The sequence below is a fragment of the Pseudoduganella ginsengisoli genome, from assembly GCF_009720865.1.
Taxonomy (GTDB): Bacteria; Pseudomonadota; Gammaproteobacteria; order Burkholderiales; family Burkholderiaceae_D; genus Rugamonas; species Rugamonas ginsengisoli.
In genome coordinates this window covers 104,441-126,890 of record NZ_WNLA01000020.1, presented here as the reverse complement: position 1 = coordinate 126,890, position 22,450 = coordinate 104,441, and the positions used below count along the sequence as shown (strand labels likewise).

Sequence of the window (22,450 nt, the reverse complement as noted above, 5' to 3'; positions counted from 1 at the left end):
ATGTCATTTGAAGGTAATTACCATTATGTCTACCCTGCCTCCCTGCCCGCAATGCGCGTCGACCCTGACTTATGAAGACGGCACGGGCAACTATGTTTGCCCCGAGTGCGCCCATGAATGGCCTGTGGCCGGCGGCGACACGGCTGCGGAAACCGCCCGCGTGTGGCGCGACGCATCCGGCAACGTGCTGCAAGATGGCGACACCGTCGTGGTCATCAAGGATTTGAAATTGAAGGGTGGTGGCGGCGTCGTCAAACAAGGCACCAAAGTCAAGAATATCCGCCTGGTCGATGGCGACCACGATATCGATTGCAAGATCGATGGTTTCGGCCAGATGGGCTTGAAAACGGAATTCGTGCGCAAGGCTTAAACCAGCTTGAGTTTCCCCGCTTGCCCGCCAATACTGGAAGTCCCCCAACCGACTCCGAGAGGCCACCATGGACGTGCAAGCGAATGTGAATGTCGTTAAGCAGTGCTATGACGCATTCCAGAAGGGAGACATCGCCAGCCTGAAGTCGTATTTCGACGAAGACATTTCATGGGAATTGCCGGCTGTGCCAGGCGTGGATTTCACGGGGCGGCGCCACGGCAGCGCCCGTGTGATGGAATTCTTTGAAAAAATGGGGGCGGCGCAGGAAGTCAACGTATTCGAGCCGATGGAATTCATTGCGCAAGGCTCGCGCGTGGTGGTACTGGGCCACTATGCTTTCACGGTGCGCGCCACCGGCAAACAATTTGCCAGCGACTGGGCGCACATTTTCACGGTACGCGACGGTAAAGTCACGGCGCTGCGTGAATTCTTCGATACGCACGTGGCGGAGGCGGCGTACCGCTAAGCATGGCTTACGCTTTCTTGCCTTTGCCCGTCGCCGCCATGTAAAGCGTCTTCGCATCCTTGTGCGCCTGGTCGATATTGCGCAGGCGCTTGTCATCGTCGTGCTTGACGAAAAACTCGGCATCTTGCGCATCGACGACGATCTTGATGGCGGCTTTGTCCGCCAGGTTGTATTTTTCAACGATCAGGGTCGTCACTTCATCCAGGTATTCTTCGTACGTCATGGTAAGTCCTTGCGGCTGCGATGGTATTAAAGGCCACACTATAACCGCAGCCGCCCAGCCGGCCGTCATTTTGCCCTCGTATAGACCAGCTCCATCCATTTCATTTCCCCGCCGCCCGGTCCACGCCCCCACATTTCCAGCTTGTGGCTGTCTTTACCCATGATGGTCGTGGTCATGTTGTACGGCACTTCCTTACCGCTGACAGGGTCGGACATCAAGCCCTGGTATTGGATGGTGTTGCCGTTCATGAGGCCGCGCGCCATGGTGATGCTGGTGCTGCCGGAATCCATCCACGTGCCGAAGTATTTTTTCGTCACATTGTCATAGCCCTGCAGCCCCATGCCGGTAAAGGGCTGGCCGCCATAGGTGCCATTGAAATGTTCTTCAATGTAGCGCCCACCCATAATCCACTTGCGCTCGGACGTGCCGGTACTTTGCTCAGGCGGTTTGGCCGGATCCATCCAGGATTTGGATTGGACGGTGAATTTCCCCACCAGCGGCTCCAGCTTTTTGTGGGCGTCGCCGGGCGTGCCCGCTTGCGTCATCTTGTCCCACACGGCTTTTTCCGCCGCGGCCGGTGCGGGCGGTTTAGGCGGGTCCGCCGCCAGCGCGGCAGCGATATGCAGGTATGCCACGGCGGCCAGAGAATGCACGATACGGTTGGGCTTCATGAAAAGCTCCTGTTCAGCAGGCGGTTGGAAATCATTGTAGGCATTCGGGGAACTTTCGTCCATTTCCTCGGTCCACGCTTCCGCCTGATACCAGAAACAACAACGGGAAGCAGTTCCTTCCGCTTCCCGCCGTGCCACCCTACACCTTCAACGCAAGCATCACTGCTGCGCCACGCCCTGATTGCGCGATGGCACAAACTCTTCCATCACAGCCTTGCGCAGCACAGCTGGCGGCACCAGGCCCTGGGCCAGCACAAAGTCGTTGAACGCCTTGCGGTCGAACTTGCTGCGCAGCGCCACTTCGGCAGCCTGGCGGGTTTCCATCAAGCGCTGGTAGCCGTAGAAATACGACGTGGCCTGGCCCGGCGCGCGGAACGTATAGCGCTGCATTTCCTGCGTGGCCATGCCTTCCGACAGCCCCACTTCATCCATCAGGAATGATTTCACCCCTTCCGGCGTGATTTCACCCAGGTTCACCATCGGGTCGAGGAATGCGCGGGCGGCGCGCTGCATGCGCGCTTGCAGCGCAAACAGCTGGCCGTCCAGCGGTTCATAGGGCTGCATTTCCGCTTCCGCGTACAGCGCCCAGCCTTCCACGTTCACGCTGTTGAAGGCAAACACGCCGCGCGCGGTGGACACGCCGGTTTCAATCATCTTGGCAAACTGCAGTTCATGGCCCGGACGCGCTTCGTGCGCCGTCAAAGTCCACGTGCCCGCCTGGTGCGTGAAGTCGTCAAACACTTTGGCTTTGCCAGACGCATCCGGCGGCATGCCCGTGGTCAGTACGAATTCGCCATATTCGCCCGTGTTGCCGATCAGGCGCGGCGGGTTCATGTGCGGCGCAGGCTGCGCGGCATTTTCCGCCGGCGACGCCAGGCGGATCACCGCCTTGCGGTCCGGCAGGCTGACAATGCTTTGTTCGCGCACCGCCGATTCAATTTGCGCCAGGCGTTCCTGGTACAGCGGCATCACGTTGTCGATGGGGATTTGCTGCTTCTTGATTTCGCGCATGACGACGCGGTAGTCGGCATTCGGCATGCCGCGCTCCTTGGCAATCAAGCCCGCCGTGATATTCATCTGGTTGCGGATTTCCGAGAACGACGTCAATGCCTTGGAAATCAATTCTTGCGGGCTGATGTCGACGCCGAACTGTTTCAGGTTATCCGCATAAATTTCCGGCGGCAGGCGGTGGTCGGCGCGGGCGCGCGGCAGGATTTGCTTGCGCACGTTGTCGTTATACGCAACCAGCTGTTTTTCCAGCGCAGCGTACGCCGGTTCCCAGCCTTCCAGGCCGCTCTTGGCCAGCAAGTCCTTGATACCGGCCAGCATAGCCGGCGCGTCATTCAGCGACTGCTCCACTTCGCCTTTGAATGGGCCCAGCAATTTAGGGTTGGCTTTCAGGCGCTCGTTCAGGCGGTCTTGCGCCAGTTCCGTAATCGGGCGGTAGCCTTTCGTGATACCCGCGTATTTTTGCAGGCGCACCAGCAGGGTTTTCTGGCGTTCTTTCGGGATGCGCGGGTCCAGGGTCTGGCGCACGACGCCAAACAGCAGGCGGTTCAAATCCTGGTAAGGCAGCATCATTTTGCGCTGCAGTGCGTTGCTGACCAGGTTATCGTCGGCGGCTTTAATGAGGATGTCCAGGTCTTGCCTGATCTTCGGATCGGTTTCCGCTTTCAAGCGCTTTTGCAACTCCGTCACCACCGCGCGCGTATCCTTGACACTGGCGTCATACAGGTCGCGCGACATATCCGTGATTTGTTCGTCGTAGCCATCGACTCCCAGCGAACTGGCGCTTTCCGGCGAATACTTCGCCATCACGTTGAGCAACAGCCTGGCATTGTCATTGCTTTTCGCAACCCACGCTGGTTCAGCGGCAGCGGCAGCGCCGGCCAGGGAAGCAAACGCCAGGGTCATGGCGCCCAGCATGGCTTTAGATTTCCAGTTCGGTTTCGACATTGGATTCTTTCGTTCGTCAGTTAACGGAACGCAAAGTATAAGGATGCACCGTTTGCGAAGGAACAAATCTGCGACAGGCAGCAGAAACAGGGGATCAAACTGTGGATTTACCGGAACATTGTGCCGCCTTGCCGCAAGATGGTATCGGCCGCCATTTGCACCATGGCCGGATAGTGTTCCTTCAGCCGCGCCATGCGCTCCATCAGCGTGGCCGCGCTGATCGCACGCAAGTCGCCCCGGTACGCGAACACCACCTTGTTCAATGAATCCAGCGAATCAATCACCGTCACCGCGCCGTGAAAGCTGCGGCGGATGCGGGCCAGGTAGTGCCCCGTGCTGGGCTGGTCGTACAGTAAATTCACCACCATCACGCCGCCTTCCGTCAGCGCCGCGTAGCAGTCGTCATAAAAGCGCTGGCTGCACAACTGCGCCGGCTGCCCTTCACTGTCGAAGCCATCAACCACCAGCACGTCGAAACGCTGCGGCTGCTGCCCGACCAGTTCCGCGCCATCCATGCAATGCACGTGGAAGCGGGCATCGTTGGCGGGAATGTGGAAACAGTCGCGCAGCGCAATCACGTGCGGGTCGATTTCCGCCACGGTAATGGCGGCTTCCGGCAAATGGCGGTAGCAGAACTTGGCCAGCGACCCGCCGCCCAGCCCGATCATGCCGATTTCACGGGGCGATGGCTGGAACATCAGGAAGGCCATCATGGATTGCGTATAGCCCAGCACCAGTTCGTCGGGCGCTTCCAGCCGCATTTCGCTTTGCACGGAATACATGTCGAACAACAAGGTCAGCGTGTTGCGCCTTTTGTACAGGATCGGCATGCCATTGCGCGCCAAGTCCATCAGCCGGACGAAATCGTCAATCAGCATGGCCAGGTGCGCCGGCGTGGGCGGCAAGTTCTCGGCCAGCAGCATGGATTCGATATGGCGCCGCAAACGCACCATGACAGATGGCGGCAAGTTGAATGGCCGCAGCGCGTCCAGCCTCGCCAGGCTGGTGCGCACCCACAGTTCAAAGCTGGGCGGCGGACGGGAATCCGGCATGCGCCGGTACGGCATGGCAGGCATCTGAGGCTTTCGTATGATAATCACATTATCATATTGTGCTAATTTAAGAAGCATAACATGAGTGTACAATGTACGTACAGGCAACCCTGCCGGTTCACCTTCAACCAAGGCTTGTTTATGATCAGCATTCTTGAAGCACGCAGTGCAGGCTTGTTCGGTCCCGGCAAAATCTTGCCCAACATCGTTTCCGGCGTGATCGTGGGTGTGGTGGCCTTGCCGCTGTCGATGGCGTTTGCCATTGCTTCTGGCGCCCGCCCTGAACAGGGCCTGTACACGGCCATTGTGGCCGGTGCGCTGGTGTCGGCCCTGGGCGGCAGCCGTACGCAAATTGCCGGACCAACAGGCGCGTTCATTGCGATCCTGGCCAGCATTACCGCGCGCTATGGTGTCGATGGCTTGCAGCTGGCCACGTTGATGGCAGGCGTCATCCTGCTGTTGATGGGCTTGACCAAGCTGGGCGGCATCATCAAGTTCATTCCCGCACCGGTCATCGTCGGCTTCACCACCGGCATCGCCGTGATTATCTGGGTCGGCCAGTGGCGCTACTTTTTTGGTTTGCCGGCCGTGCCGGATGCGCACTTCCACGTCAAGCTGTGGCACTTGCTGCAATTGCTGCCCGCGCTCGATCCCGCCACCACGGCCATCGGCGTGGCCAGCCTCGTATTGACGCTGGCGCCGGCCCATGTGCCGGGCTTGCGCAAGGTTCCCGGGCCACTGGTGGCGCTGACGGCTGCCACCGTGGCCCAATACGTGTTTGGTTTTAAAGGCGTCGCCACCATCGGCAGCGCCTTTGGCGGCATCCCCCAGCAATTGCCTGCGCTGACGCTGCCAGACATCAGCGTGTCACGCATGATAGAACTGACAGGCCCGGCCTTTGCGATTGCCATGCTGGGCGCGATTGAGTCGCTGCTGTCGGCCGTCGTGGCTGACGGCATGGCCGGTACCCGCCACGACTCGAACCAGGAACTGGTGGGTCAAGGCATCGCCAATATCTGTTCTCCGTTGCTGGGCGGCTTTGCCGCCACCGGCGCCATAGCACGCACGGCCACCAATATCCGCTATGGCGGCAGCAGCCCGCTGGCCGGCATTGTCCATGCCGCCACGCTGCTGGTCATTATCGTGCTGCTGGCGCCGATGGCCGCTTACGTGCCGCTGGCCACGCTGGCTGCCATCCTGTTCGTGGTGGCGTTCAACATGAGCGAGATCCGGCATTTCCTGCGCATGCTGCGCATTGCGCCCCGCGCCGACGGCGCCATCTTGCTGATCACATGTTTGCTGACGGTGCTGACCGACCTGGTGGTGGCCGTGAATATCGGCGTGATCCTGGCCACGTTGCGTTTCATGCAGCGCATGGCGGCATCGGTGGATATCCAGCGCCAGACCGACGAACACCTGGAAAGCGAATTACAGCGCAATGGCTTGCAGCAATTGCCCGCGGGCGTGCTGGTATATGCGATTGAAGGGCCGTTTTTCTTTGGCGCAGTGGAAAACTTCGAACGCGCGCTGGGGCACACGCATACCGACCCGCACATCCTCGTGCTGCGGCTGGAACGGGTGCCGTTCATCGACATGACGGGCTTGCTGACGCTGGAAGAAGTCGTCAGGCACTTGAAGAGACGCGGGGTGCACGTGGTGCTGTGCGGCGCCAATGAACTGGTGCAGCGCAAGCTGGAGCGGATCGGTTTGCTGGACGTGATCGGGCGCGGCAATTGTGTGCCCGGCATGGAGCAGGCCCTGCAGCGCACCCAGGCGCTGCAGCCAGCCGGTTAAGTCTTCTTGCGGACCGGTACCCTGGTGGCATAGTCCACGTCATGCCGCTCCAGGTAGTCGCGGATCAGCTGGCGCAGCACTTGCGAAGGCGTCAAATCTTGCTGCGAGCACAGCTCTTCAAACGCCTTTTTTTTGACCGGATCAATCAGGATGGTCAGCCGGGCAGTTTTGGTTTCCATGGGACTAAGCCGAATATGATAATTTGATTATCATTATACGGTAAGCCGAGGGCGCCATGCCACAGCGCTGGCGCTCGATATGCGCCCGCGCCTGGCGGATGCGGTCATCCGGATGCTAGCTGCGGCGAACAGCCTTGCGGGGCCGCAGGGCCAGCAACGCCATACCGGCGGCCAGCAAGCCCATGGAGCCAGGCTCCGGCATCGCGTTGTCTTGCTGCACGCCTTCATTGAACGTGACTTCGTCGGCAAAAATCCAAGGCCCATTGCTGTTCAGCGTCAGGCGCACTTTATCGCTATAGATATTCAACCCGCTCAGGCTGAGGAAACCATGCGGCGACGTATCCAGAGAAGAGTGATCGTTTGCGGCGCTCGCCGGCACCGTCAGGCTGCCCACCTGCGACCATTGGCCATTCACCCATTGGGATACCGTCAATGACGGCAGCACCACATCAGCCAGGTTATCTTGTGTCGTTCCCAGGTTCACGCCGCTGATGGCTGTCATGCCGGCAAATGTGAAATCCACATTGACCTGGTTCGCGGTCCAGCCCACCCACTGCGGCGCGCCGTTGACGGCCCAGCCGGTATATCCCAGCACGCCGTCCGTCAGCTTCACGAAGCCGGGGTCGCTATAAACGTAACTGCCTTGGGAAGTCCCCTGGTCGAACGTATAGCTGACGGGTATCGGCCCGGCTGTGGCAGTGCTGGCTGCCAGCGTCAGAACGGCCAACGTGATCGCAGACACGGTATTGCGCATAATGACTCTCCCTGGTGATGGCGGGGCTATCGTGCCCCTTGCTTGTCCTTCGCAAGCAACTAGCGTTCCATCACATCTGTAGCCGGAAATACATAATTGATTTTTCTAGGAAATCCTCGTTCCATTACTGCATTGTTACTGTTGCGAGAGAGAAATCTGTAAATTCCATCGACAAATATGTGCCGCGGGCCTGGCGGCTTGATGAGCGCCGCCCTGCGGTTATCCCTTCATTTTCGCCAGCAGGGGACCGAGCCGCTGGCCCATTTCATCGCCCAGCGCCTGCAAGCCGGACATCGGGCGCACCATCACTTCGAATTCCACGATCTTGCCGTGTTCATCGAAGCGGATCATGTCGATGCCTTTCAATTCCTTGCCATGCACGGACGCGGAAAACTCCAGTACGACGGACAAGCCGTCCGCGCTGGCCAGTTCGCGGTGATACGTAAATCCTTCGAACACGTTAATGACGGTGCCGAGGATCATGCTGGTCACTTGCGGGCCCGGGTACGGCGTGTGCGCCATCGGCGAGCGGAATACGACGTTGGGCGCCAGCATTTCCGGTAATGCCGCCAACTCGCGCTGCGCCACCATCGCATGCCACTGTTGCAGCGCCGCCGCAGCCGCTGCTTGCAATTGCAGTTCAGCCATGCTGTTCCCCGTTAAATAGCGGCCGCGACGCGCGAGCCCTGGTTGATGGCGCGCTTGGCGTCCAGTTCCGCCGCCACGTCGGCGCCGCCCACCAGGTGCACGGACTGGCCCGCCGACACCAGCGCATCATGCAATTCGCGCAGCGGTTCCTGGCCTGCGCAGACGATCACCGTATCGACCGGCAGCACCTGCGGTTCGCCGCCAGCCACGCGCACGTGCAGCCCGGCATCGTCGATTTTCAAGTATTCGACGGCGCTCAGCATGTTGACCTTTTTCTTTTGCAGGCCGGCGCGGTGGATCCAGCCCGTGGTCTTGCCCAGCTGCGAACCCACTTTCTGTTCTTTACGCTGCAGCAGGAAGACCTGGCGCGGCGATGCATGCGGCTGTGCCGCGATGCCGGCCACGCCGCCGCGCGCTTCCAGCTTCGTATCGATGCCCCACTCTTTCCAGAATGCGTCGCGATCCAGGCTGGTCGATGCGCCATCGTGCGTGATCAATTCCGACACGTCAAAGCCGATGCCGCCCGCGCCAATCACGGCCACGCTCTTGCCCACTTCCTTGCGCCCCAGGATCGCATCCAGGTAGCTGATGACTTTGGGATGGTCGATGCCCGGGATGGCTGGCGTGCGCGGTGCGATGCCGGTCGCCAGCACGATGTCATCGAAGCCGCCTTGCGCCAGCTGGTCTGCCGACACGCGGGTATTCAAACGCACGTCGACGCCGGTGGTGTCCAGCTTGCGGCTGAAGTAGCGCAGCGTTTCATAAAACTCTTCCTTGCCTGGGATGCGCTTGGCCACGTTGAACTGGCCGCCGATTTCACCGGCGCCATCGAACAGCGTGACCTGGTGGCCACGCTCGGCCGCCACCGTTGCCGCTGCCAGGCCCGCAGGACCGGCGCCGACCACGGCCACTTTTTTCACTTGTGTGACGGGGATGTATTGCAATTCCGTTTCATGGCATGCGCGCGGATTCACGAGGCAGCTGGTGATCTTGCCGCTGAACGTGTGGTCCAGGCACGCCTGGTTGCAGCCGATGCACGTATTGATTTCATCGGCGCGGCCTTGCGCTGCCTTGTTGACGAAATCAGCGTCGGCCAGGAACGGACGGGCCATCGACACCATGTCGGCATCGCCTTCGGCCAGCACCTGCTCCGCCACTTCCGGCGTATTGATACGGTTGGTGGCTACCAGCGGAATGCCGACGGCGCCGCGCAGTTTCGCGGTCACCTTGGTGAAGGCCGCGCGCGGCACTTTGGTGGCGATGGTCGGGATGCGCGCTTCATGCCAGCCGATGCCGGTATTGATAATGGTGGCGCCCGCTGCTTCAATGGCTTTCGCCAGGGTCACCACTTCATCCCAGTTGCTGCCGCCTTCCACCAGGTCCAGCATCGACAGGCGGTAAATAATGATGAAATCCTTGCCGACGGCAGCGCGCACGCGCGTCACGATCTCGATCGGCAACCGCAGGCGGTTCTCCAGGCTGCCGCCCCAGCGGTCCGTACGCTGGTTCACTTGCGCTGCGATGAACTGGTTAATGAAGTAGCCTTCGGAACCCATGATTTCAACGCCGTCGTAACCCGCTTCGCGCGCCAGCGTGGCGCAGGTGACGAAGTCCGCGATCTGCTTTTCAATGCCCTCTTCATCCAGTTCGCGTGGCGCGAAAGGCGTGATCGGCGATTGCGCTGCACTCGACGACACGGCTTTCGGGCTATACGCATAACGGCCCGCGTGCAGGATCTGCATGCAAATCTTGCCGCCCTCCGCATGCACGGCGCGCGTCACGATGCTGTGCTGCTGCGCTTCTTCAGCGGTGGTCAGCTTGGCCGCCCCTGCATACACGCCGCCTTCCACGTTCGGCGCAATGCCGCCCGTGACGATCAAACCCACACCGCCGCGGGCGCGTTCGGCAAAGAATGCCGCCATGCGCTCATAACCGTTCGGCGTTTCTTCCAGGCCCGTGTGCATGGAGCCCATCAATACGCGGTTTTTCAACGTGGTAAAGCCCAGGTCCAGCGGTGCCAGCAAGTGCGGGTAAGTCGTAGCCATTCGGAGAACTCCTGTATGAATTAAATGCGAACTTATCAATGCGAAGATCAAAGTCTAGGATTCAATCTTATCAGTGTCAAGATATTTAAGCGTGATAAGATCCGCTCCACGACAACACCTTGATAATCATGGCAAAAACTGCACGAACCCGCGGCACTTACCACGTCGGCAACCTTGCTCCGCAACTACTTTCAACGGCGCGCACCATGCTCGATGAAGTGGGGCTGGCCAAGCTGTCGCTGCGGGGTGTGACGGAGCGGGTCGGCGTCAGTTCCACGGCCGCGTATCACCACTTTGCCAACCGGGCGGAACTGGTGGCGCACCTGGCCGTCCAGGGGTTCAATGAATTGGCGCAAGCGATGGCGAACCGCGATCCGCAAGCGCCGGACGACGCCAAACTGCGCCAGGCCACGCTTGCCTATGTGCGCTTCGCGCGCGCCAATCCCGCGCTGTACCAGCTGATGTTTGGCACGGAGCTGGGCAGCAGCAGTGAAATCCCCGAACTACGGCAAGCGCGCGAAGCCTCGTTTGGCGAGCTGAAAAAAATCATTGCGGAATTGCTGGGCAAGGACATGCAATCTGCGGAAGTGCGCAGCGCCGCGCTGGCCGGATGGTCATACACGCACGGGCTGGCGTCGCTGGTGATCCACAACGTGCTGCCATCGGACGATGAGCGCTATGTCGACCGCACGCTGCAAGGGTTTGACTACCTGTTCCGGGCGCGCCAGCTGTCCTGACCTGCTACTCAAAGTCTTCCAATCGGATGCGGTATTTGCGCCTTTCCGGCAAATCCCATCCAGGCATGGGGTCCTTGCACCGGGGCGGAGAAGAAGGTACCGCAGGGGGCGCAGCCGTGGGCATTTCCGTAGACGCGGCCGTTGGAATGCGCTGCGCTCGTTCGGCCAGCAATTGCGTGCGGATAACGCTGGCAAGCTGCCAATTCTTATCTTCCGGCCGCCTGATATACAAATCGTGCCAGGCATTACGCTCGGTTCGCGCAAATGACCGTGCAAACTGGTTGGGCGTTACCGCGCGGCCTTCATGGATGATTTCATCGCCAACCACGCGCGCATAATTATGCTCACCATAACTCCATGAGCGCAGGCATGTGCCCTCAGGCAGGAACAGCATTTTCCACTGATATCCTCGCATTACCGGACCGGTTGGCGCCTTGCCGTTTTGCGCAGACAACCAGCTATAAAGCGCCTCATTTGCGGCACGATCGACACTGCATTGGTCGCGCCGGGTTTTCAGATACTCCAGCAATTCGAAAAGCAATGCCTCGGGTATTTCCACAGTCACGCGGGTTAACATGCTGGTTCTCCTTAGCAGGTATGCACTCCTTTAGACAGCCATTTCAATAAAAAGTTCCCGCACCAACCGACCAATCGCTGGGCGGGGTGTCCCCTCAAAGTCTGTCTGGCGAATGGTCTGTTCTCATGTCTTTTTCTGTCTGTTCTTGCTCCCTTTGTTCTGCGTTTTGAAAAGACAGACCGTGAAAGAAAGAAGCAGACCAAAACAGAAGGATACACAGACGGTTTACCAGACAGACTTGAGGAGGACACAACCTACCACGCGCCATCCGGATTTTCATGCTACCCTTCAAATATTGGTATTAATTTGGTATTCAAATATGGAGACTGGTATGGAAATTGGTTTCAAATCCCGGTGCGCTGCCGCTCTGCTGGCAGCCGGCCTGATCACGGCAACGCACGCAGCAGACATCCCCGGCATTACCCAATGGCCACTGGCCAGCATCCAGCCAGACCATGCCGATGACCGCGATTTACAACCCTTCGCGCAAGCCATCGGCAATGCCCGCGTGGTGGCGCTGGGCGAGCAAACGCACGGCGGTGCGGAAGAATTCTTGTTGAAGACCCGCCTCGTCAAATACCTGCACGAGCATATGGGCTTTGACGTGCTGTTGTTGGAAAGCGGTTTTTACGACATGGGCCGTTTGGCTACCCGCATGGAACAAGGGGAAAAGCTCGACGACATGGCGCCCGGCAACGTGTTTTACATGTACGCGAAAAGCGCGGAAGGCCGCATGCTGCTGCAATACCTGGACCACCAGCGTGCGCTGGGCAAACCGATGGCGCTGGCAGGCATCGACAGCCAGCACACGGGTGCATTGAGCATCAGCGATTTGCTGCCCGGCCTGCAAGCCTTCCTTGCAAAACAGGCGCCAGCACTTTCCACAGGACCGGGCTGGAATGCGTACCGGCAGGCCGCGCAGCCGCTGTTCGCCATGAACCGCGCGGCGCCAAACGCTGAAGCACGCGCGGCATTTGAACGCCATGCAGCCGCCATCGATAACGCGCTGTGCGCCAGCAAGGACGCCTCGGTTGGCGGCGCCGCATGGTGGTGCCGCGTCAGCCGCAGTGTGCAGGCGCAAGCTGCCACGTACTGGAGCGGCGATAAAAACTACCAGCGCGACAATGCCATGGGCGACAACGCCATCTGGCTGGCCGATACGCTCTTCAAAGGTAAAAAAATCGTCGTGTGGGCGCACACGATCCACGTGGCCAAAGGCTTCCAGCGAACGCCGGAAAATTTGCAGGCGGGTGAAGTCATGTTTCGCCACTGGGGCAGCGATTACAAGGTCGCGCAATTCACGGCAGCCGATGGCGACGTGGTGGAATTTGCCAGCATGCAGCCATTCAAAATTCCCAAGCCCGTACCGGGCAGCCTGGAAGCACAGTTAGCGGACAGCGGCAAGGCATTGCTGGGCCTATCCGCGACATCGCCGGTCACGCTTCCCCAATCGAGCTTTGACTATGCAGAACCTATGACCGGCCGGCTCGGCCAGAACTGGGACGTGCTGTTTTACGTGCGCACCATGACACCCGTGCACATGACCCGCTAATCCTGCTAACCCTTCAAAAAGTCCACCAGCGCCCGCAGCGCGGCGCTCATATGCCGCCCGCTGGGGTAATACAAAAACATACGTTCAGCAGGCGGCATCCACTCCTGCATGACATAAACCAGCCTGCCCTGCGCCACCCACGGCGCCGCATACGCTTCGTACGTGTAGCACAAGCCCGCGCCATCGAGCGCAGCCTGCAGCAGCCCCGGCAAATCATCCATGGCCAGGCTACCGCTGGTTGCCACGGACAAGGGCTGGCCGCCATGCCGGAATTCCCATTTAAACAGCGCGCCGCTGGGGAAGCGCACTTGCAGGCATTCATGCGCCGCCAACTCTTGCGGCGTCGAAGGCGCACCATGACGCTTCAGATAATCCGGCGATGCGCACACGGCAAAGCGGATATCCGGCCCGACCGGGACCGCCACCATATCTTGCTGCAGCAATTCGCCAAAGCGCATGCCGGCATCGAAGCCCTGTTCGACGATATCGACGACGGCGTCATTGGCTGCAATTTCCAGCGCCACGTCCGGACAGTGTTCGCGCCAGCGCGCCAGCACAGGCGCCAGCACCAGTTGCGCGGCGGCGCGCGGCACGTTCAGCCGCAAGCGCCCGCGGGGCGCGCTGCGTTCCTCATTCAATTCATCGAGCGCTGCCGCCACATCGGCCAGCGCCGGCTGCAGCCGCGCCAGCAATTGCGCGCCGGCCGGGCTGGGACTGACGCTGCGCGTGGTGCGGTTCAACAGCCGCACGCCAAGGTCGTGCTCCAGCTTGCCGATTGCATGGCTCAGCGCGGACGGCGATACGCCCATGCCGGCTGCGGCTTTGCGGAAACTGCGGCTTTGCGCCACGCGGACAAACGCGTCAAGCCCATTCAAGTCAACATTCATTGGTGAAAATTTCTCATCAGATTAATGAGCATTATGCCGATTGTTCGCACAATGCACATCCTCGATACTGGTCTTTCAAACAATTCAACTAAGGACCATCATGGCAACCCTCCCATTCGAGCAAAAAACCGCACTGGTCACGGGCGCGTCGTCCGGCATCGGCTTCGCTACCGCACAAGCCTTCTTGGCACAGGGCGCCCGCCGCGTCTACATCACGGGCCGCGACCACGATAAATTGCACAGCGCTGCCGCCACCCTGGGCGAGCGCGCTCTCCCCGTTGCAGCGGATAGCGCCGACGCCGCCAGCCTCGCGCAACTGCACGCCGCCATTGCCCAGCGCGGCGACCGCCTCGACGTCCTGTTCGCCAATGCCGGTGTGGCCACCAACAATGCGTTTGGCGATACGTCGCCCGCTGCGTACAGCACGCTGTTCGACATCAATGTCAAAGGCGTGTTCTTTACCGTGCAAACCTTGCTGCCGTTGCTGAACGATGGCGCCGCCGTCGTACTCAATGCGTCCATTGCCGGCAATCTCGGCATGCCGAACCTGAGCCTGTACAACGCGTCGAAAGCTGCCGTGCGTTCATTTGCCCGTTCGTGGGCCAGCGACTTGAAAGAGCGCCGCATCCGCGTCAACGCCATCAGCCCTGGCGTGACCCGCACGCCGATCCTGCAGACGGGCCTGGCCATGAACGACGCGCAAATCGAAGGGGTATCGCAAATGCTCGCGCACATGTCGCCCGCTGGCCGCATGGCCGACGCGGAAGAAATTGCTGCCGCCGTGCTGTTCCTCGCGTCGCCCGCCGCCAGCTATGTCAATGGCGTGGAATTGGTGGCCGATGGCGGATTCAGCCAGGTGTGACGGGCTGTCACGTCGGCATCGCGTGGCGCGGCAGGCTGATGGCAAACATGTACGCACCGTCCAGTACGCGCGTGGTGATGACGCCGTCACTGGATGCCACGAATCGCCGGGCCAGCGCCAAGTCCGTCTCGTGGCCTTTGCTATTGTCCGGCGCCCCTGGCGCCGCGCCATCCGGCGCTGCTCCGCATTGGCTCAGGATATCAATGCGGATGCGCTCACCCGACGCATAGGCAGTCAGCGTGACTTCCGCAGCGGGCGGGTAAAATGCAAATGCACGCTGCAGCAAGTTCACCAGTGCGGCAAAAATCAAATCGCGGTTGCCGCGCAAGCCCAGCGCGCGGTCCACCGGCGGCACGGCCAGAGGACAGGCGTAATCCCGCGCGGCAGGCGCTGCCGTTGTCGCAACCTCTTCGATCAAGCCTGACAGCGAAAAGACTTCCAGCATATTGGCTGACGGGGCCCCCAGCAAGTCGGCGGAAAAATCTTCTATCAATTTGCCGATCTGCTGCAAGGTACGTTCCAGGATTGCGCCGGTGGCGCCGTTCACCGGCAAACTACCCGTGCGCGTGGCGGAAAACGCGAGGCTGGCCGTTCCCAGCAGCTTGCGCAACTCTAGCAGGAACTCGCCGGTACGGGCGTTCGACAGCAGCACGCTTTCCTGCGCGGTGACTGCATCGCGGTGAAAACTGAACTCGGAGACGGCATGGGCAATGGCATTGTCGAGACAGCGGTTCAGGATGCGGTATTCATCAACGGACGCTTGTACGCCATGCTCAATGGCCATGTCCGTGATGGCCTGGCACACGTCGCCGTAATGGTGCACCACTTCATGGATTTGCATTCCCTGGCGGAGCAAGTCTTTGCCCGTGAGTGCGGCCGCATCGCCGATGTCGCTGCGCATTTCCACGCCGCCTTTGTCTCCCACCAGCTGGAAATTTTTTTGCCGTGCCCCCTCCTCTTCGGTTTGTAGCGTGGCAACGAGTTGCCGGATAAAGGTCTCGATTCCCTGCATGACATTCGTTGCAGTGCCTGGATTGCGCTGATAGACACGGGCGCCGCAGCGCCGGGCCAGTTCATCCTGATGGGTCAGTACAAATTCATTCAGCATGGCGGTCTCCCTGTCTGGATATGTCTACCACCTTAACCGACAAAACTCGTTAATGCGAGCACAACAATGCATTTTTTTCAACACCAGACCCGCTGTTCTCCGACCGGGCCACAAGGCGTAGTCCTACCCGGTGCGCGCTGCCCTGGTTGAATAATGTGCACTCGAACACTGTTGCAGGAGATGCCCATGAGTACCAAAGCTACTTTACTGCTGGCCGCCGTCCTGGCCGCAGGCAGCGCCGCCCAGGCGGGTGCGCAGCAAGTCAACCCGCGCAACCCCAGCGATTCACGCGCCTTCGACGTCATGGAAACCGACCAGGGCCCGCCCACCGCGGCTGACCGCTTATACGCCAAGCCCAAGCACAAGAAGCATGGCAAGAAGCACCGCTCCGCGGATACCCAGCCATATGACAGCACCACGTCCAGCATGGGCGCCAGCGGCGCTGCCGGTGTGACCGGCAGCGGCACGGAAGTCCCTCCGCCGGTTACGCAAGATGTACCGGGCCAGCCTGACCGTGAAACGCCACCTGGCGAGCCGCGTATCGAACGCTAATACAGTCCGCTGCCTGATCCGTTACCGCCGCCGCAGCGCACGTATGCGCGCTGCGGCGTCTTTACTTTCCCGCCACGCCGGGGTTGCAATCTGCTTGCCCGGCATCAATCTGTTTACTACAATCCAGTACATACCCGTCCCCCTATGACCGGCCCAGGCTAAGCGCCATGAACGCAGCAAAATCTCCCGCCGGTCTCATTGCAGCCGCCCTCGCCTACTTTGCGCTGGCCCGTTTCGGCATGGCGATTTTTGCACTGAAACCTTCCAACCTCACACTGCTGTGGCTGCCATCGGGCATCGCCCTGGCCATGTGCCTGCAATGGGGATGGCGCGCCGTACCGTTTATTGTCGTAGCCAGCCTGGCGGCGAATTTTGACGGCATGGCCGCCGCCACTTCACCGGCGCATTTGGCCCACACCATGCTGGCGGCCATGACCGATGGCCTGGCTGGCGTGCTGGCCATGCACATGTTCCGCCGTATGCTGCCTGGCGGCCTGGCGCGAGCGGCGGACTTGCTGCCCTTTATCCTGTACGTGTGCCTGATACCGACAGCGGTGTCCAGCGTTTTGCTGGCGGCGAACCTGGCGGCGGGCGGCTATCTGCCGTGGAGCGAAGCCGGTGCGCTGGCCCGCGTGCTGGTGCTGGCCGACAGCCTGGGGCTGTTGCTGGTCTACCCCGCCTATCAGGGCTGGCGCCAGCGCCATACCGCGCCACCGCTGCAGGCGCATCCATTGCTGGCCGCCATTGCCGCCGTCCTGGCGCTGTTGCTGGCATCACGGGCCGGCATGCCGGGCATGGAATACTTCATTGTCCCCGTGTTGCTGGTGTTGTCATTCCATACCAGCCTGCTGGGTATCACAGCCGTCACGGCCCTGACGATCGTGGGTGTCATGGCTTCCGCTGCCCATCCAGCCTTTGCGGCCCAGACAACAGCTTCCGATACCGCGTTTCGCGTCGCAGCATTGGCTTTTTCCAGCGCGTTGACCTTGCTGGGCGCCGCATTGCAGCGCGGCCAGCTGGAGCATTCCGAACGCACGCGCCAGCAGTGGCAAGACGCGGCGGAACACGACGCATTGACAGGCTTGCCGAACCGTCGCCTGTTCATGCCCAAAGTCCAGCTGGAACACCAGCGGTCACTGCGCAGCGGCAAACCTTATGCCATCGCCATGCTGGACCTCGACCACTTTAAAGCCATCAACGATTGCCATGGCCATGCGGTTGGCGACCGCGTGCTCGACGCCGTCGCCACGGTATTGCGCGACAATTGCCGCATGATTGATACCCCGGCCCGTGTGGGCGGCGAAGAATTTGCCATCTTGCTGCCGGAATGCAGCGGCACGCAAGCCCGCCCCTTCCTGGAGCGCTTGCGGGGCAAGCTGGAGGAACTGGAAATTGCCGTGGCAGACCAGCGCGTGTCCGTGACGGTCAGTATCGGCATCGCTTCGTTTACCGGCGTAAACGACACGGCGGACGCTGTGGCGGCCCGCGCAGACCGCGCACTCTACCAGGCTAAGCAGGCCGGCCGCAATTGCAGTATCGTGGATGCTGTGGCCGCCTGATGCTGCCGTACAGCTGCACGGGATCTTGCAGATTCCGCCAAACATTTATTGGCATTAACCATGCTGCAGCGCAGAATCGACATTGATTGACCGCCGCCAGGCAGGCTGCGATACTTTCTTATCAGACAGGGCTGATGGCATAAAGAAATGACAGAAATTCATGCATCGCTCAACGGCGGCGCGCGCAAGTTTTCACTGAATTGGGGCTACCTCAACGCCATCGCCAGCGGCGTGTCGGCAATCGACCTGGAGGGCCTCGCACTGCGCAACCTGCACGATGCGCGCCAGTTCGTGCTGGAATACGGTTTCGACCTGGACCAGCCTGCCGCGCCCGGCGTCATCGCCCGCGCGCACCGCGAAGCCGTGGCGTTTATTACCAATACCTTCCTGGAACCGTGGCAGCATAATCTGATTCCAGACGCCGTGCGCCACCCTGACGACCCGCTGCAATTGCTCGTGTATGCATCGCGGCGGGGCATGCAAGCCGATACGTTGCGCATGTGGTCGTGCGCCGTGCTGAAAGTCATGCATGGCATCTTCTACATCGACAATAACTTGAAGCTGCGGCACTTCAACACCATCCGCGAACAAGTGTTTGCCACCCTGGATGAATTGATCCACTGCGAAGATGGCCACTTTTACCTGCGCTACGACGGCGCGTGCCTGCCGCTGCTGCACTTCGACCGCAAAAACAACAAAGGCCGCAACAGTATCTTGCTGAAGCTGCTGCAAAAAGCTGCTTACCTGGCGGCCGACGTGTACGACCACCTGGGCGTGCGCATGATTTTCAATACCCGCTTTGAATGCCTGCTGGCGCTGCAAACCTTGCAGCACGCGCACTTGCTGTCCGTGACCAACGTGGATAGCCAGCGCACGCGCAACACGCTGCTGGACATGGATGCCGCCAAAACCGTGTTCACCAAGTACCGCGCGCAGCTGGAGCGCTGCGACGACTACCCGGCCGAATTGCTGCAGCAAATGGACCTGGAACTGGCTGCCATTGCCAAGGAACAGACGCGCAGCGACAACCCGCACAGCGGCGAAGGTTTTTCCAGTATCCAGGTCACTGTCCGCAAAATGATACATTTGCACGCGGACGACGTGGGAGGCGCCAGCCTGCCCGCGTATGCGGCGCAAGATGGCGTCGAAGCGCCGGCCGAACCGGATTATGATGTAGGCTTCTTCTTTGAATATGAAATCCAGCTGATGGACAAGGCCAGCCACGACCGCAGCCTCAGCGGTCCAGCCAGTCATGAGGCGTATAAACGGCGCCAGGTCGAGACGGCCCGCATCCGCGTATTCGGCCGCGAACTGCTGCGCTGGGTCGCCAGCCAGCCGCGCGAAGACGCGCCGGCTGCGGCATCGGCTGCATAGCCTGCGCCATGCTGCGGCTGCCCATACTTGTTATTGTGGCCGCCTTCCTCGCGCTGCCCGCCGCGGCAGCCACGTTGCGCACGGCCGCGCAAGACAACAACACCATCAAATTTAATCCGAAAGGCGAGCGCAAAGGCATCTGCGTGGAAGTATTCCAGGCCATCGAACGGCTGGAACCGAATTTGCGCTTTACCGGATGGGAGCAGCCGATGTCGCTGCCCCGCGTGGAAAACGCACTGGCCGACAGCCAGCTCGACGTGTTTTGCGCGCTGATCCGCACGCCGGCGCGGGAAGCAAAATTCGCCTTCCTCGACGTGCCGGTGTATACCGTACGCCACAGGCTGGCCGTGCGCGCCAATGACGATGTGCAGGTGCGCAGCCTGGACGACATCCGCAAACTGGGGCCGGGCAATGTCGTCATTGTGCTGAAGGGCACGGCGCATGAAGAGTCGCTGCGCCGCTATGGCGGCCTGTCGCTGGACGCCAGTTCGCAAAACCTTGATGTCAACTTGCGCAAGCTGGCGCATGGGCGCGGACGTTTTCTTTATCACACGGAAAATGCGCTGCTGCGTTATATTGACAGTGAAAAGCTCGGCAGCCAGGTCAAGCTGCTGCCTGCCGTGCTGAAAGAAGACAATTTGCTGTTTGCCGTATCCCGCAGCCTGCCCGCGCCGACCGTGGACATGCTGCGCAGCGCGCTGCAGCATCTGGCTGAACGTGGTGAATTAAAAAAAATCTACGCCGCTTATAAGGAAGAATGAACGCTTCCCCGCTTGTGGGCCAATGGTTCGCCCGGCATGCGCTGCCGGCGCTGGCGGCTGCCTGTGCGCTGGCGCTGCCAGGCGCCGTCCATGCGGGGCCATCGAAGCCGCTGGTGCTGTGCTACGAAGACGTGGTGCAGCGTCCGTGGACTACGCCATCCGGCGGCGGGCTGAATTTCGAATTGCTGCGGCGGGTGGAAAAGCAGCTGGGTGAACAATTCACGTACGTGGCCAAGCCATGGCGGCGCTGCATGCACGAATTGCGGACGGGCGCCGTCGATGCCGTGATCGGTGCGGCCGATGCGCCGGACCGGCGTTCGTTCGCGATCTACCCGACCACGTCCGGCGGCGCGCTGGATCCGGCGCGCGCCATTGGTTCCGATTATGCGCACGTGTTCCTGCGCATAGCGGGCAGCGCCACTTGGGATGGCAAGCATCTCGTGGCGCCGAATAACGAAGTGGCCGTGCAATCCGGCTATCTGGTGGCTGCAGTGCTGCGCGAGCGCGGTTACCACGTGCGTGAACTGGTAAAGTCCGCCGATGATGGCTTGCGCATGCTGGCCGCCGGCCTGTTCGATGTCGCCATCCTGCAGGGCCTGGAAGCCAGCAGCCTGGCGCGCACCGATCCCCGCTTCAGCGAATTGGTGAAACAGGCGCCCCAGCCGTATGCAGTCTTCATGCTGTACCTGCCGTTCAACCGCGCGGTCTATGCGCGCGACCCGCGCCGCATCGAAGCGGTGTGGCGCGCCATTGCGTCGGTACGGCAGTCGCACGAATACAGGCAATTACTGCACGACGCCGGCGTGCCGGATTAACGAAGGCAGGAACGCCATGCTTACTTGTAGCTGAAGCCGAAGATATCCTTGAAGCGCTGCTTTTGCGCAGCCGTGGCGTCAGGGCGCAGCGTAATGTCATGCTCCAGCATGAACAGGAAATGCTCATACTCGAAGCCCATTTCCTGCATGACGGGCTTCAAGTCGAACGGTTCCGTCGTGGCGACGATTTTTTGCAGCATCGGCCCCAGGTCGACACCGCCCACCTGCTTCGCCACGCGCACGATGTCCGCATGCGTATAGGTCTTGCCCGGCTGTGCAAATTCCGCATACAGCGCCTTCATCACGTCCGGCAAACCCACCTTGTTCTGGGTGGCGCGGCGCAATTCCACATCCATTGCCAGCCCCGCGATGGAGCCGCCGCCATACACCAGCAGCCACGCGTTGTGCTTGTCCTTGACGGCATCCTGCACCGTGGATGTCAAACCCTGCCCCTGGCGCGCCACGCTTTGGCCACGGCCCAGGTTTTCCAGGAAGCGTGTCACGTGCGCCTGGTTGAACATGCCGTTGCGCGCCATCGTGGTGACGGTCAGGTAATCCGTCACGCCTTCCTTGAACCACTCTTCGGACGGCTGCGCCGGCACCAGTGAATGGCCATTCCAGAAGTGCAGCAACTCGTGCGCCATCACGCGGCCCCAGAACGGGCGCGTCATGGCGTTGATGTCGCCCTTGAGAAATTGCGAAAAACTGCCGGCAAAAGCACCGCCATCGCCGGTGGCGCCGGGATTGGCAATGATCAGGTAGCGGTCAGCCAGCGGCGGACGGCCAAACAGTTTTACGTAGCTGGCCAGCTGGCGCTCGATCAATTCGCGCATCATGGCGCGCTGCGGCCAGTTGCGCTTGCCCAGCACCATGGAAATCTGCATGCCGCCCGACGTGAACTGTTCCTGCTGCGCCGTGCCGAGGAACAGCGCGTTATTCACCAGCTCGCGCCGCGTATCGGCCGTAAAGACATTCGGCGCGCCGGCCTGCTTCCATGGCGTGCGGGCCACCCAGCCTTGCGGCAAGTCGAATTCCACGCGGGTCTGGCCCAGCATTTTTTCGCCCGGCACGAGGAACAGGTAATAGCCGATCGCCATCACGCCTTCATCCGTGTGGTACAGCACTTCTTCCTGGCCGCCGGGCCAGTCGTATTTGTCATGTTCCAGCCGCACGTCGTAACTGAGCTTGACGCGGCGGTCGCCATCGAGCTCGTATTCGCCCTCGCCCTTGTCCTTGATGGGCAGCGGCTTGCCATCCATCGTGCGCGCATCGAGCTTGTCGATGAACGTGGCCTGGCCATCTTTCAGGCCCGGGATGGCAAACGCATTGAACATGGCCAGCTCTTTGCCCTCGATCCACACGTCCGCCTCCACGTGGGCGCGCTGCGCATCTGCATCGATGCGCACTTTGTAGTGGTTGGGCTGCTGGTCCCACGCATGCGCGAGATTGAGTGCGCAACCCAGCAATACTGCCAGCATGGTTTTTTTCATATGCGTCTCCTTGTTTTA

23 protein-coding genes are annotated in these 22,450 nt (G+C 60.7%); 11 read left to right on the top strand and 12 right to left on the bottom strand.

The window, feature by feature from the left end; translation table 11 throughout:
• Window positions 1-25 precede the first annotated feature (25 nt).
• The gene (locus GM668_RS23945; RefSeq protein WP_155441480.1) at window positions 26-370 is read left to right on the top strand and encodes a zinc ribbon domain-containing protein YjdM; all 345 of its coding nucleotides are present in this window, start codon (window positions 26-28) and stop codon (window positions 368-370) included.
• 67 nt (window positions 371-437) lie between these two features.
• Window positions 438-836, top strand: a complete 399-nt coding sequence (locus GM668_RS23940; protein ID WP_155441479.1) for a nuclear transport factor 2 family protein — start codon at window positions 438-440, stop codon at window positions 834-836.
• A 7-nt stretch (window positions 837-843) separates the two neighbouring features.
• Here the strand turns inward: GM668_RS23940 and GM668_RS23935 are convergent, their stop codons facing one another.
• The 4 genes from GM668_RS23935 to GM668_RS23920 all read right to left on the bottom strand — a co-directional run bounded on the left by GM668_RS23935 (window position 844) and on the right by GM668_RS23920 (window position 4,762).
• The gene (locus tag GM668_RS23935) at window positions 844-1,059 is read right to left on the bottom strand and encodes a hypothetical protein (RefSeq protein ID WP_155441478.1); all 216 of its coding nucleotides are present in this window, start codon (window positions 1,057-1,059) and stop codon (window positions 844-846) included.
• Between the two features lie 65 nt (window positions 1,060-1,124).
• On the bottom strand, window positions 1,125-1,730 hold the full coding sequence (locus GM668_RS23930) for a DUF1579 domain-containing protein (RefSeq protein WP_170305792.1): 606 nt from the start codon (window positions 1,728-1,730) through the stop codon (window positions 1,125-1,127).
• Between the two features lie 159 nt (window positions 1,731-1,889).
• Entirely contained in the window at window positions 1,890-3,686 is a 1,797-nt protein-coding gene (locus tag GM668_RS23925; protein WP_211923444.1) for a DUF885 domain-containing protein, read from the bottom strand.
• A gap of 107 nt (window positions 3,687-3,793) precedes the next feature.
• Entirely contained in the window at window positions 3,794-4,762 is a 969-nt protein-coding gene (locus GM668_RS23920) for a fused MFS/spermidine synthase (RefSeq protein WP_229499805.1), read from the bottom strand.
• A gap of 117 nt (window positions 4,763-4,879) precedes the next feature.
• Here GM668_RS23920 and GM668_RS23915 point away from each other — a divergent pair, with 117 nt between their 5' ends.
• Window positions 4,880-6,532 (top strand): SulP family inorganic anion transporter, encoded by a 1,653-nt coding sequence (locus GM668_RS23915; RefSeq protein ID WP_155441476.1) that lies wholly within the window; start codon window positions 4,880-4,882, stop codon window positions 6,530-6,532.
• On the opposite strand, the gene GM668_RS23910 is transcribed toward GM668_RS23915, so the two are convergent.
• The 4 genes from GM668_RS23910 to GM668_RS23895 form a co-directional block, all read right to left on the bottom strand.
• Window positions 6,529-6,711, bottom strand: a complete 183-nt coding sequence (locus GM668_RS23910) for a ribbon-helix-helix protein (protein WP_155441475.1) — start codon at window positions 6,709-6,711, stop codon at window positions 6,529-6,531. The two genes, GM668_RS23915 and GM668_RS23910, sit on opposite strands and share 4 nt — an antisense overlap.
• A 115-nt stretch (window positions 6,712-6,826) precedes the next feature.
• On the bottom strand, window positions 6,827-7,465 hold the full coding sequence (locus tag GM668_RS23905; RefSeq protein ID WP_155441474.1) for a hypothetical protein: 639 nt from the start codon (window positions 7,463-7,465) through the stop codon (window positions 6,827-6,829).
• 219 nt (window positions 7,466-7,684) lie between these two features.
• A complete protein-coding gene (locus GM668_RS23900) occupies window positions 7,685-8,113 on the bottom strand; it encodes a nuclear transport factor 2 family protein (RefSeq protein WP_155441473.1) in 429 nt (142 codons plus the stop codon).
• An 11-nt stretch (window positions 8,114-8,124) separates the two neighbouring features.
• Complete coding sequence (locus GM668_RS23895) at window positions 8,125-10,158, bottom strand: NADPH-dependent 2,4-dienoyl-CoA reductase (protein WP_155441472.1); 2,034 nt, start codon at window positions 10,156-10,158, stop codon at window positions 8,125-8,127.
• A gap of 128 nt (window positions 10,159-10,286) precedes the next feature.
• Between GM668_RS23895 and GM668_RS23890 the strand changes: the two genes are divergently transcribed.
• A complete protein-coding gene (locus tag GM668_RS23890) occupies window positions 10,287-10,895 on the top strand; it encodes a TetR/AcrR family transcriptional regulator (RefSeq protein ID WP_155441471.1) in 609 nt (202 codons plus the stop codon).
• Between the two features lie 4 nt (window positions 10,896-10,899).
• Here GM668_RS23890 and GM668_RS23885 read toward each other — a convergent pair whose 3' ends face one another.
• A complete protein-coding gene (locus GM668_RS23885; protein WP_155441470.1) occupies window positions 10,900-11,472 on the bottom strand; it encodes a hypothetical protein in 573 nt (190 codons plus the stop codon).
• 331 nt (window positions 11,473-11,803) lie between these two features.
• Here GM668_RS23885 and GM668_RS23880 point away from each other — a divergent pair, with 331 nt between their 5' ends.
• Complete coding sequence (locus GM668_RS23880) at window positions 11,804-13,024, top strand: erythromycin esterase family protein (RefSeq protein WP_170305791.1); 1,221 nt, start codon at window positions 11,804-11,806, stop codon at window positions 13,022-13,024.
• A 5-nt stretch (window positions 13,025-13,029) separates the two neighbouring features.
• On the opposite strand, the gene GM668_RS23875 is transcribed toward GM668_RS23880, so the two are convergent.
• Window positions 13,030-13,911 carry a LysR family transcriptional regulator gene (locus GM668_RS23875; protein ID WP_155441468.1) on the bottom strand — a complete coding sequence of 294 codons (882 nt, stop codon included), beginning with the start codon at window positions 13,909-13,911 and terminating at the stop codon, window positions 13,030-13,032.
• Window positions 13,912-14,011: 100 nt separating this feature from the next.
• Here GM668_RS23875 and GM668_RS23870 point away from each other — a divergent pair, with 100 nt between their 5' ends.
• Window positions 14,012-14,773, top strand: coding sequence for an SDR family oxidoreductase (locus tag GM668_RS23870; RefSeq protein ID WP_155441467.1), 762 nt, complete (start codon window positions 14,012-14,014; stop codon window positions 14,771-14,773).
• A gap of 7 nt (window positions 14,774-14,780) precedes the next feature.
• Here the strand turns inward: GM668_RS23870 and GM668_RS23865 are convergent, their stop codons facing one another.
• Window positions 14,781-15,881 (bottom strand): ATP-binding protein, encoded by a 1,101-nt coding sequence (locus GM668_RS23865; protein WP_155441466.1) that lies wholly within the window; start codon window positions 15,879-15,881, stop codon window positions 14,781-14,783.
• 186 nt (window positions 15,882-16,067) lie between these two features.
• On the opposite strand from GM668_RS23865, the gene GM668_RS23860 reads away from it, so the two are divergent.
• The 5 genes from GM668_RS23860 (at window position 16,068) to GM668_RS23840 (ending at window position 20,942) form a co-directional block, all read left to right on the top strand.
• On the top strand, window positions 16,068-16,433 hold the full coding sequence (locus GM668_RS23860) for a hypothetical protein (RefSeq protein WP_155441465.1): 366 nt from the start codon (window positions 16,068-16,070) through the stop codon (window positions 16,431-16,433).
• Between the two features lie 167 nt (window positions 16,434-16,600).
• Complete coding sequence (locus GM668_RS23855) at window positions 16,601-17,992, top strand: sensor domain-containing diguanylate cyclase (protein ID WP_155441464.1); 1,392 nt, start codon at window positions 16,601-16,603, stop codon at window positions 17,990-17,992.
• 147 nt (window positions 17,993-18,139) lie between these two features.
• Entirely contained in the window at window positions 18,140-19,366 is a 1,227-nt protein-coding gene (locus tag GM668_RS23850; protein ID WP_155441463.1) for a TIGR04552 family protein, read from the top strand.
• Between the two features lie 8 nt (window positions 19,367-19,374).
• Complete coding sequence (locus GM668_RS23845) at window positions 19,375-20,127, top strand: substrate-binding periplasmic protein (protein WP_155441462.1); 753 nt, start codon at window positions 19,375-19,377, stop codon at window positions 20,125-20,127.
• The gene (locus GM668_RS23840; RefSeq protein ID WP_155441461.1) at window positions 20,124-20,942 is read left to right on the top strand and encodes a substrate-binding periplasmic protein; all 819 of its coding nucleotides are present in this window, start codon (window positions 20,124-20,126) and stop codon (window positions 20,940-20,942) included. Before GM668_RS23845 ends, GM668_RS23840 begins: the two co-directional genes overlap by 4 nt.
• 20 nt (window positions 20,943-20,962) lie before the next feature.
• Here GM668_RS23840 and GM668_RS23835 read toward each other — a convergent pair whose 3' ends face one another.
• The gene (locus tag GM668_RS23835; RefSeq protein WP_155441460.1) at window positions 20,963-22,432 is read right to left on the bottom strand and encodes a M61 family metallopeptidase; all 1,470 of its coding nucleotides are present in this window, start codon (window positions 22,430-22,432) and stop codon (window positions 20,963-20,965) included.
• Window positions 22,433-22,450: the final 18 nt, after the last annotated feature.